At 68.7% G+C, this 10,175-nt stretch carries 13 protein-coding genes, 1 other RNA gene and 1 riboswitch; of the genes, 6 read left to right on the top strand and 8 right to left on the bottom strand.

The features are described 5' to 3' along the window. The coding region (locus L810_RS23430) for a helical backbone metal receptor (protein WP_042975794.1) at positions 1–637 on the top strand (637 nt) is incomplete at its 5' end. A gap of 103 nt (positions 638–740) precedes the next feature. Here the strand turns inward: L810_RS23430 and cobC are convergent. The 6 genes from cobC to L810_RS47450 are packed head-to-tail and all read right to left on the bottom strand — an operon-like array spanning position 741 to position 5,212. After that, the gene (gene cobC, locus L810_RS23425; protein WP_021160802.1) at positions 741–1,325 is read right to left on the bottom strand and encodes an alpha-ribazole phosphatase; all 585 of its coding nucleotides are present in this window, start codon (positions 1,323–1,325) and stop codon (positions 741–743) included. Then, positions 1,310–2,086, bottom strand: coding sequence for an adenosylcobinamide-GDP ribazoletransferase (locus L810_RS23420; RefSeq protein WP_042975792.1), 777 nt, complete (start codon positions 2,084–2,086; stop codon positions 1,310–1,312). Before L810_RS23420 ends, cobC begins: the two co-directional genes overlap by 16 nt. Further along, positions 2,076–3,131, bottom strand: coding sequence for a nicotinate-nucleotide--dimethylbenzimidazole phosphoribosyltransferase (gene cobT, locus L810_RS23415; RefSeq protein WP_042975791.1), 1,056 nt, complete (start codon positions 3,129–3,131; stop codon positions 2,076–2,078). The genes L810_RS23420 and cobT overlap by 11 nt, the downstream gene beginning before the upstream one ends. Before the next feature lie 52 nt (positions 3,132–3,183). Continuing rightward, positions 3,184–3,999 carry an ABC transporter ATP-binding protein gene (locus L810_RS23410; RefSeq protein WP_021160799.1) on the bottom strand — a complete coding sequence of 272 codons (816 nt, stop codon included), beginning with the start codon at positions 3,997–3,999 and terminating at the stop codon, positions 3,184–3,186. After that, complete coding sequence (locus L810_RS23405) at positions 3,996–4,994, bottom strand: FecCD family ABC transporter permease (protein ID WP_021160798.1); 999 nt, start codon at positions 4,992–4,994, stop codon at positions 3,996–3,998. Before L810_RS23405 ends, L810_RS23410 begins: the two co-directional genes overlap by 4 nt. Beyond that, entirely contained in the window at positions 4,991–5,212 is a 222-nt protein-coding gene (locus L810_RS47450; protein WP_131723238.1) for a hypothetical protein, read from the bottom strand. The genes L810_RS23405 and L810_RS47450 overlap by 4 nt, the downstream gene beginning before the upstream one ends. A gap of 65 nt (positions 5,213–5,277) precedes the next feature. Beyond that, positions 5,278–5,531: riboswitch (cobalamin riboswitch) on the bottom strand. 154 nt (positions 5,532–5,685) lie between these two features. Between L810_RS47450 and L810_RS23400 the strand changes: the two genes are divergently transcribed. The 5 genes from L810_RS23400 (at position 5,686) to L810_RS23385 (ending at position 8,060) form a co-directional block, all read left to right on the top strand. After that, positions 5,686–6,036, top strand: coding sequence for a hypothetical protein (locus L810_RS23400; protein ID WP_021160796.1), 351 nt, complete (start codon positions 5,686–5,688; stop codon positions 6,034–6,036). Continuing rightward, entirely contained in the window at positions 6,033–6,347 is a 315-nt protein-coding gene (locus L810_RS23395) for a cell division protein ZapA (RefSeq protein ID WP_011352906.1), read from the top strand. Before L810_RS23400 ends, L810_RS23395 begins: the two co-directional genes overlap by 4 nt. An 81-nt stretch (positions 6,348–6,428) precedes the next feature. Continuing rightward, positions 6,429–6,610: non-coding RNA, 6S RNA (gene ssrS / locus L810_RS44335), on the top strand. A 71-nt stretch (positions 6,611–6,681) separates the two neighbouring features. Next, positions 6,682–7,143, top strand: coding sequence for an EVE domain-containing protein (locus L810_RS23390; RefSeq protein WP_021160795.1), 462 nt, complete (start codon positions 6,682–6,684; stop codon positions 7,141–7,143). 176 nt (positions 7,144–7,319) lie between these two features. After that, the gene (locus L810_RS23385; protein ID WP_021160794.1) at positions 7,320–8,060 is read left to right on the top strand and encodes an SIMPL domain-containing protein; all 741 of its coding nucleotides are present in this window, start codon (positions 7,320–7,322) and stop codon (positions 8,058–8,060) included. Between the two features lie 110 nt (positions 8,061–8,170). Here the strand turns inward: L810_RS23385 and lgt are convergent, their stop codons facing one another. Both lgt and L810_RS23375 read right to left on the bottom strand, forming a co-directional pair. Next, complete coding sequence (gene lgt, locus L810_RS23380; RefSeq protein ID WP_021160793.1) at positions 8,171–9,061, bottom strand: prolipoprotein diacylglyceryl transferase; 891 nt, start codon at positions 9,059–9,061, stop codon at positions 8,171–8,173. A gap of 89 nt (positions 9,062–9,150) precedes the next feature. Continuing rightward, positions 9,151–10,065, bottom strand: a complete 915-nt coding sequence (locus tag L810_RS23375) for a LysR substrate-binding domain-containing protein (RefSeq protein WP_021160792.1) — start codon at positions 10,063–10,065, stop codon at positions 9,151–9,153. Between the last annotated feature and the right edge of the window lie 110 nt (positions 10,066–10,175).

The following is a 10,175-nucleotide window of genomic DNA, read 5'->3' as shown; positions in this document are numbered from 1 at the left end:
CGAGCGGATCGCCGCGCTGAAGCCCGACCTGATCGTCGTCTGGCGGCACGGCAACGCCGAGCGGCAGACCGACGCGCTGCGCGCATTGCATATCCCGCTGTTCTTCAGCGATCCGAAGCACCTCGACGACGTATCGTCGTCGCTGCGCCGGCTCGGCACGCTGCTCGGCACGCAACCGGCTGCTGATGCGGCCGCGGCCGCCTATACGCGCGACATCGCGGCGCTGCGCGCACGTTATGCCGCGCGGGCGCCCGTCACGATGTTCTTCCAGGTCTGGGACCGGCCGCTGATGACGCTCAATGGCGCGCACCTGATCAACGACGTGATCGAGCTGTGCGGCGGCCGCAACGTGTTCGCGTCGCTCAGGCCGCTCGTGCCGACCGTCACCGACGAGGCCGTGCTCGCGGCCAATCCGGAGGCGATCGTGACGACGAGCGCGGGGGCGTCGCGTACGGACGAACCGTTGCCGAGCCTGGCGCGCTGGCGCACGTGGCCCGCGCTGACGGCCGTGGCGCGCAACAACCTGTTCGCGATCGACGGCGATCTGCTGACGCGGCCGTCGCCGCGGATCGCGCAGGGCGCGGCCGCGCTGTGCGAGGATCTCGAAGCCGCGCGTGGGCGGCGGCCGGCGCGCTGAGTTCCGGCGGCTTGCGCGCCCGTCGCGCACCTGAGCCCGATGCGTCGGTGTTCGAGACAGATCGACCGCGCGCCGCGTCGTTCAGATGCGGACGCCGGTGCGCCTATTCATCCCAGTGCACCACTTCCCACGCTCCCGTGGCGGCCTCCGCGCGCAGCCAGACGACACCACCGGTCGGCACCGGCCGCGACAACAGCGTATCGAGCGGCACGCACAGTACATGCGCCGCGAACACGCGGATCACGCCCGCATGCGTGACCGCCCATTGCGGCCGGTCGAACCGCGCGACGGCATCGGCCCGCCGGGCGACCCGGGCAGCGAACCGCGCGACGCTTTCGCCGCCATGCGCGCACGCATGCATCAGGTCGGCCGCCCACGCATCGAGTGCCGCGCGATCGATATCGTCCCAGCGCCGCATCTCCCACGCGCCGAAATCCATTTCCTGCCAGTCCGCATCGGTTTGCAGCGGCACGCCGCATGCCTGCGCGATCCGCTCGGCAACGGACGCGCAGCGCGTCAGCGGGCTCGTCCAGACCTGTTCGGGAAGCGGCGCGCCGAGTAGCGACAGATGTGCGCGCACGGCCTGCGCGCCGGCGTCGGCCGGCGCGGCGAGCGGCACGTCGCTGCGTCCGTAGCAGATGCCCGGCTCGACACCGACGGCCGGATGACGGATCAGGACGACGTCCATCCGAGCACCACGAGATAGATCGCCAGTTCGCACAGCTGTTGCGTGAAGCCGAGACAGTCGCCGGTATAACCGCCGATCCGCTTCACGAAATAGCGGGCTGCCCACGCGCGCACGAGCACGAGCGCCACGCAGGCGGCGACGCCCATGCGCCAGTCGGGCCAGAACAGCCAAGGTAATCCGAACAGCGCGGCGACACACGCTGCGCGTGCCCCCATCCGTTGCGCGACCGGTTTCGCCTTGCCTTCGGGCCGCACGTAGTCGAGCGTCATCAGCAGGCTCACGGCCGCCGCGCGGCTCGCCGCGTGCGCGGCGATCATCGTCCATGCGGCACGCAACGGCAGCATCGACGCGAGCGCCTGCCATTTCACGCCGAGCGCGATCACGAGCGCGACCGCACCGAACGTGCCGATCCGCGAGTCGTGCATGATGCGCAGCACGTCGTCGCGCGTATAGCCGCCGCCGAACGCATCGCAGCTGTCGGCGAGGCCGTCCTCGTGGAAGGCCCCCGTGGCGAGCAGCGTGGCGGCCATCGACAGACCGACCGCGATCGACACGGGCAGCGCGCGCAGCGCGACCAGATACACGAGCGCGCCCCACGCGCCGACGCATGCGCCGACGAGCGGGAAATATCGCGCGGCCTGGTCGAGATCACCGGCCGCGTAGCCGATCGCACGCGGCACGGGCACACGCGTGAAGTAGCCGAGCGCGACGAAGAAGTAGCGCAGTTCGGCCCGCACGCCGCGCGCGCGATCAGGCGTCACGATCGTCGACACCGGCGGATTCGAAGCTCGCCATTTCCGTGAGGAACGCGGCAGCCGCACGCACGAGCGGCAGCGCGAGCGCCGCGCCCGTGCCTTCGCCGAGCCGCAGGTCGAGCGCGAGCAGCGGCTTCGCGCCGAAATGCTCGAGCATGCGCCGGTGCCCGGCCTCGTGCGACGTATGCGAGAACACGCAGTAGTCGCGCACGCCGGGCGCGATGCGCTCGGCGACGAGCAATGCGGCCGTCGCGATGAAGCCGTCGACGAGGATCGTCATCCGTTCGCTCGCGGCCGCGAGGTACGCGCCCGTCATCATCGCGATCTCGAAGCCGCCGAACGTCGCGAGCACGTCGAGCGGCGCAATCGCGTGCGAGTGCTTGACGAGCGCACGGCCGAGCACCGCGCGCTTGTGCGCGAGGCCCTGGTCGTCGAGGCCCGTGCCGCGCCCGACGCACGCGTCGATCGGCACGCCGAGCAGGCGGCTCATCAGGCACGCGGCCGACGACGTGTTCGCGATCCCCATCTCGCCGAAGCCGATCACGTTCGTGCCGAGCGACGCATGCAGGCGCACGCGCGCCGCACCGGCTGCGAGCGCCGTCATCGCCTCGTCGCGCGTCATCGCCGGTTCCGTCGCGAAGTTGCGCGTGCCGCGCGCGACCGGCAGCGACACCAGGCGGTCGGACAGCGGCAGCGGCGACGCGACGCCCGCATCGACGATCTCGAGCGTGCTCTGCGCGACGCCCGAGAACGCGTTGATTGCCGCGCCGCCGGCGAGGAAGTTCGCGACCATCTGTGCGGTCACCGCTTGCGGATAGGGGCTCACGCCTTCGGCGGCAATCCCGTGATCGCCGGCGAACACGATCATCACGGGACGCTGCACGACCGGCCGCTCGGTGTGCTGGATCAGGCCGACCTGCAGCGCAACTGCCTCGAGCTGGCCGAGGCTGCCGGGCGGCTTGGTCTTGTGGTCGATCACATGCTGCAGGCGCTTGCGCAGCACGTCGTCGAGCGGTGCGATCGCGGGCGGGAAGTGGGTCGGGGTCGTCATCGGGAAGCCGTGTCGTGGGCGCGGCATGCACCGCGCATCGGAAAAGGAAATGTCATTGTCGCTCGGGCCATGCCGGCAGCAGCGCATCGCGGCCGTTCTCGCGGATCAGCACGAGCGGATAACCGAACGCATCGCTCGCGCGCTCGGGTGTCAGCACGTCGTGCACGGGGCCGGCCCACGCGTGGCCACGGCCGTCGAGCAACAGCGCATGCGTCGCGAAACGCCGCGCGAGATTCAGATCATGGCACGAGAACAGCACCGTGCGCGGGCCCGCATCGAGCCAGGCGGCCAGCGCGGTCAGGCAATCGATCTGGTGATGCAGGTCGAGATGCGCGAGCGGTTCGTCGAGCAGCATCAACGGCGCGTCCTGGCACAGCGTCGCGGCCAGCGCGACGCGCTGCCGCTCGCCGCCCGACAGTGACAGCACGTCGCGCGACGCAAGCGCGGTCAGGTCGAAGGTCGCCAGCGCGTCGCGCGCGGCCGCGCGGTCGCCGTCGCGCTCCCAGCCCCAGCCGCCGAGATACGGAAAGCGGTTGAGCAACACCGTATCGAACACGGTCGCGCTGAATGCGTCGTGCAGTTGCTGCGGCATCAGCGCGCGGCGCTGCGCGAGCTGCGCGGGCGGCCATGCGGAAAGCGGGCGGCCGTCGATCGCGACGTGTCCGCCGGCCGGCGGCTGCAGCCCCGCGAGGGTCGCAAGCAGCGTCGTCTTGCCTGCGCCGTTCGGCCCGGCGATGCACCAGATCTCGCCCGGACGGAACGCCTGCGTGAAGCCGTCGAGCAGCGTGCGCGCGCCAGCCTTCAGCGTCAGGCCGACGGCCGCGCAGCTCATCTCGTCGCCGCTGGCACGCAATGCGGCACGGGTCATCGCATCGGCCTCCTGAGCAACATCCACAGGAACACCGGCACGCCAATCAATGCGGTCATCACGCCGACCGGCAGTTGCGCGGGCGCGATCGCGGTGCGCGCGAGCAGATCGGCGGCCATCACACCGCCGCCGCCCGCGAGCATCGCGGCCGGCAGCAACATCCGCTGGTCGTTGCCGAATGCGAGCCGTAGCGCGTGCGGCACGACGAGGCCGACGAAGCCGATCGTGCCGGCGGTCGTCACTGCGGCCGCGGCGGCCAGCGACGCGACGAGATAGATCCGCACACGCAGGCGCGCGACCGGCACGCCGAGCGCGAGCGCCGTCGCATCGCCGCGCAGCAGCACGTTCAGTTGCGGCGCGGCCGGCAGTGCGATGCACGCGGCCAGCAGCAGCGCGCCCCACGCGAACCACGGTGTGCTCACGCCGTTCAGGTCGCCCGTCAGCCAGAAGATGATGCCGCGCAGCCGCGCATCGGGCGCGAGCGACAGCAGCAGCGTGACGAGCGCGCCCCACCCTGCCGCGATCACGACGCCCGTGAGCAGCAGCCGCGGCGACGCATCGCGCGACTCGCCGCGCCCCAGCTCGCGGCGCGCGAGTCCGAGCACGAGCGCGACCGACACGAGCGAGCCGGCGAACGCCGACACATCGACGAGCCACCATGCGCCGCCCGCGATCATCGCGACGAGCGCGAAGCCGGCCGCGCCGCCGGACACGCCGAGCACGTACGGATCGGCGAGCGGGTTGCGCAGCAACACCTGCAACAACGAGCCGGCCAGCGCGAGCAGCGCACCGCACGCGAAGCCCGCGAGCGCGCGCGGCAGGCGCAACGTGCGGACGATATCGGCGAACAGCGCGTCGCCGCCATGCGGCACGAGCGACGCGAGCGCCTGCCACGGCGACATCGGCACGCTGCCGATCGACAGCGACGCGACGAACAGCAACGCGACCGCCGCGGCCAATGCGGCCCAGATCGCGGTGGCGCGTGCGGCGCTCATGCGGCACTCCGCGCGACGGCCGATGCAGTGCACATCGGCGCGCCACCGCTGCGGGCCGGGCGCGACATCGGCGCAGTGCAGCGTGTTGCAGGCATAGCCAAGCTCGTGATCCTTGCGGTCAGGTGGTCGACGCGCGCGACGACCTTCCGGTGGTCGCCCGGTTCGAGAACGTCATCAAGATGGCAGAAATCGGCGCCGCCGACGATTGGGGTCAGCATCGAAGATCAATCCCGTGAAGCACTGCACGCCCCGCTTCCCCGCGGGCCGTGCGTCACGAAGCCCGTGCGGGCTCCCCGCCTCGGCCGGTATCCGGGCTGGCGGCGGTCCGGCTCGCCTTCCCGCGCGAAGACGCGCAGTGGCCCGCGTCCGCATGCGCAACGTGCATGCGGAACGCGCCCGAGCCGGCCTGCGTCATGCAACGCGGCCGCTTACCGTTGCGGGGGCAGCGCAGGTTGGCGGCGTCCTGGCGGAGCCCGCGCCCTGCTTCCCGTTTAACCGCGCGTTGCACGCGCGAGCACCGAGGCGGCGCCAGTTTAGGAGCGGGTCGCACGAGCGTCAAGGAAGCATCCGGGCACGCACGTGACGCGCCGATTCGCGGCAAGAAGCAGGGGTGTTACGACTGGAAACGTTACAGATGTCGGTTTGCGCGTTATTCCGCGCTAAAATGCTGGGTCTTTAGAGGACGCAGCAAATGCTCAACGAACTCGAAACCCTATCTCAAAATATTGGCCGTCTGATTTCGCTGAACAAGCGCTATCACTCGGAACGGCTCGCGCTCGAGGAGCAGGTCGCGCAATTGCGCGCGGACGCGGACACGGTCCGCGCGGAACTCGCGCAACTGCGCGACGAACGCAATGCGCTCGCGGCCGAGCGCGACACGCTGTCGGCAAAGATCGACGACGCCCAGGTGAAACTGAACGCGATTCTCGAAAAGCTGCCGCGCTCGAAAAGTGCGGAGCAAGCCGACAACCAGCTCGACCTGCTGGATGCGCAGGCGCGTACGGATGGCGATGACGCGGCCAGCCACGGAGAACATGCATGAGCACCAAGCAGATCGAAGTCTCGATTCTCGGTCAGGCCTATCGGCTCGCCTGCTCGGCCGAGACCGAAGCGGCACTGCTCGAAGCGGTCGCGCGCGTCGACGCCGAAATGTCGAAAATCCGCTCGAACAGCTCGGTACGCGGCACCGATCGCATCGCCGTGATGGCGGCGCTGTCGCTCGCGTCCGAATTGCTGCGGCTGCAAACGAGCGTGCGGCACGGTGAAGCATTTCCGGCGGAGGAAATCCGTCGTACAATGCACCAGATGAATGAACAGCTCGGCGCGGTGCTCGCACAGCACGAGACGCAGTAACGTTTTAATCGATGCGTCGATTCCCCTTGATCTCGGCGATCAACGGTGGTCAAATTGGCGCATCGAATCACAGTTCAGTCAGCTTCCCTGCCTGGTTCGCCAAGGTCATATATTCCTTGAACCAATGCCATGTGCACGGTTGCGGAAATTTGTAGCACGGGCGCGCGCGTCACTCTGTCTGATGTACCCGAAGTGCTGCTAACTGCGACCAATTCTGAACCTCAGGTTCAGGATGCCGGCCTAGCGGCCAAGGCGGGGGCCTATCCAACGGCATCGGGCGAAGCCCGGTGCCGTTTTCTTTTGTAGCAGCCTCTTTCTGCGTCGATCACGATCCATGCAATACTGGCTGATGAAGTCCGAACCGGACGAAGCAAGCATCGACGATCTCGCCAACGCACCGCAGCGCTCGCTGCCGTGGACGGGCGTGCGCAATTATCAGGCGCGCAATTTCATGCGCGACACGATGAAGATCGGCGACGGCGTGCTGTTCTATCACTCGAGCTGCCCCGAGCCGGGCATCGCGGGCCTCGCCGAAGTATCGTCGACGCCCTACCCCGACCCCACGCAGTTCGATCCGAAAAGCCCCTATTACGATCCGAAGTCGACCCGGGAAGCACCGCGCTGGCTACTCGTCGACGTGCGCTACGTGAAAAAATCGCCGCTCGTGCCGCTCGCCGCGCTGCGCGAACACGACGAACTCGCCGACATGCGCGTGCTCGCGCGCGGCAACCGGCTGTCGATCACGCCCGTCACGCGCGCCGAATGGCGGTTCATCACCGAAAAGCTGATGAAGTAGGCAAGCAGGCGCACGCCAAACGTCAAATCTGGTCAGTATGCGCTGCTGCCACGGAACTCGCGGCACTTTCGCGCGGCCTAAGCAACCGCTGCCGGCCGTCGTTCTTTTCGTCGCGCGGTACGCCCGCATCGCGCACGCGTGATCCGCGTGCGCGCCCTCGCACAAGGAGTCCAACAATGACCAAGAAATCCGCACTCGCGCTGTCGCTCGCCCTTGCCGCCGCCGTTCCCGTCGCGCTGACGCTCGCGTCACCCGCCGCGCACGCGCAGGCCGCGAACCCGCACTTTCCGGAGCCGGCAGGCGTGCTGTCGCTGTCGTCGCAGGCGAGCGCCGACGTGCCGCAGGACATCATCCACATCACGCTGTTCTACGAGCAGCAGGCCAAGGATCCGGGCAGCCTCACCGCGCAGTTGAACCAGCGCGCCGACGCCGCCCTGTCGCAAGCGAAAAGCGTAGCGGGCGTCACGGCACACACGGGCGCATTCTCCGTCTATCCGAGCACCGATCGCGACGGCAAGATTTCCGCATGGCGCGGCCGCACCGAGGTCGCGCTCGAATCGCGTGATTTCGCCGCGGCGTCGAAGCTGGCCGGCCAGTTGTCGAACCTGATGCAGGTCGCGAACGTCGAGTTCTCGCTGTCGCCCGAAGCGCAGCGCGCAGCCGAGCAGAAGCTGACGACCGAGGCGATCAAGTCGTTCCGCGCCCGCGCGGACGAAGCCGCGAAGGCATTCGGCTACAGCAGCTACACGATCCGCGACGTGAACGTCGGCGGCGGCCGCAACGTGCAGCCGTATCCGCGCATGATGGCAATGGCCGCAGCACCGATGGACAGCGCGAAGATGAGCGCACCCATCGCGGTCGAAGGCGGCAAGGCCACCGTGTCGGTCACCGTCAACGGTTCCGTGCAGATGAAGTAACGCGCAGCGCGCGGCAGTCCGAAATGAAAAACGCCGGCCCGAAGGCCGGCGTTTTTCATTTCAATGCGTGGGACGATGCACGCGCCGATCGCGCGTGCATCGCCATCACCTCACGCAACGGCATTCGCCGCGCGGCGGCGATACGCCCAGACCATCAACGCGATGCCCGCGATGATCATCGGCAGCGACAGCCACTGCCCCATCGACAGGCCGAGCGCGAGCAGGCCGAGGAAATCGTCGGGTTCGCGCGCGAACTCCACCGTGAAGCGCGCGAGGCCGTAGCCGATCAGGAACAGCGCGGACACGGCGCCCATCGGCCGCGACTTGCGCGCGAAGAGGAACAGCGCGAAGAACAGCACGATGCCTTCGAGCGCAATTTCATAGAGCTGCGAAGGATGACGCGGCAGCATCTGGTATTGCATGAACACGTCGGCGAGATGCCACTTCTCGACGAGTCCCGGATGCTTCGGCAACCATGCCGCATCGTCGCGCATCGCGCCCGGGAACAGCATCGCCCACGGTGCGGACGGATCGGTCACGCGGCCCCACAGTTCACCGTTGATGAAGTTGCCGAGCCGCCCGGCCGCGAGCCCCGTCGGCACCATCGGCGCGACGAAATCGGTGACCTGCAGCCAATGGCGCTTGCGCTGCCACGCGAACAGCATCATCGCGAGCGTCACGCCGAGGAAGCCGCCGTGAAACGACATGCCGCCCTCCCACACCTTGAACACGTCGAGCGGATGCGAGAAGTAGAAATCGGCCTTGTAGAACAGCACGTAGCCGAGGCGGCCGCCGAGCACGGTGCCGAGCACGCCGTAGAACATCATGTCGTCGATGTCCTTCACGGTCCAGCCCTGCGCCGCGACGTGCGGCAGCTTCAGGCGGATCCGGCCGACGACGATCGCCGCGATGAAGCCGACGAGATACATGAGCCCGTACCAGCGCACGGCCAGCGGCCCGAGATGGATCGCAACGGGGTCGAAATTCGGGTGAATGATCATGGGTTAGCGAAGAAGTTTTCGAATGCGGTACGGCCGTCGCACACGCGCAGCACCGCGCGTTGGACGGCACCGGCGCGCCATCGTTCACGTCACGTGGCGAGCCCCTGCGCGCGCACGACGTCGAGGAAGCCGGCCAGCACGGGGCTCACGTCGCCGGTACGCCACACGAGGCCCGTCTCGACGACCGGCGCGTGACCGGCGAGCGGCCGGTAGACCACGCCGGTGCGCCGCAGGTTACGCAGCGATTGCGGCACCAGTGCGACGCCCATGCCGGCCGACACGAGGCTGACGATCGTCTGCATCTGGATCGCCTCCTGGCCGATGCACGGGGTTTCCCCCGCCGCGCCGTAGCAGCCCGTAATGATGTCATAAAAGCCGGGCGCCAAACGACGCGGAAAGATCACGAGCGGCAACGCGGCGACTTCCGCGAGATGGACGGGCTCGTCTTCAGGCGCGTCGCTCGCGGCCGCCGGCATCGCGATCACCAGCGGCTCGCGCAGGACGGGCAGGTACGACAGCCCGGCCGCGTGGCGCGGCGGCACGGGCGGAATGACGAGCCCCGCATCGATGCGGCCGGCGACGAGTTCGTCGATCTGCACGTCGCTCGTCGCCTCCGCGAGTTGCAGGCGCACCTGCGGATAACGTGCGCCGAACGCCCGCAGCAGCGAGGGCAGCAGCCCGTAATCGGCGGTCGACACGAACGCGAGCGACAACGAGCCGGCCTCGCCGCGCGCGAGCCGTCGCGCCAGCGGCGGCAACGCATCGGCCGACGCAAGCAGCCGGCGCACCTCGGGCAACAGCGCGGCCCCGACCGCCGTCAGCGCCACCGAACGCTTGCTGCGCACGAACAGCGCGACGCCGAGCGTGTCCTCGAGCGCGCGGATCGCCTGCGACAGCGGCGGCTGCGTCATCGACAGGCGTTCGGCCGCGCGGCCGAAATGGCGCTCGTCCGCAACGGTCGCGAAATAGCGCCACTGGCGCAGGTCGGGAGTCGGATCAGCCATGCGTCATTCATTCAGGAAACGACTTAATAGGCGACAAATAATATATTGGACATCCCAATCCGGAAACTCCATGCTTGACTGATCCGAACCGGCGCGCCGTTCACCGGCGC

The sequence above is a fragment of the Burkholderia sp. AU4i genome (assembly GCF_000466765.1).
Lineage (GTDB): Bacteria > Pseudomonadota > Gammaproteobacteria > Burkholderiales > Burkholderiaceae > Burkholderia > Burkholderia cepacia.
Note: the sequence above shows the minus strand (reverse complement) of the source record. Positions and strands in the feature narration are given on the sequence as shown.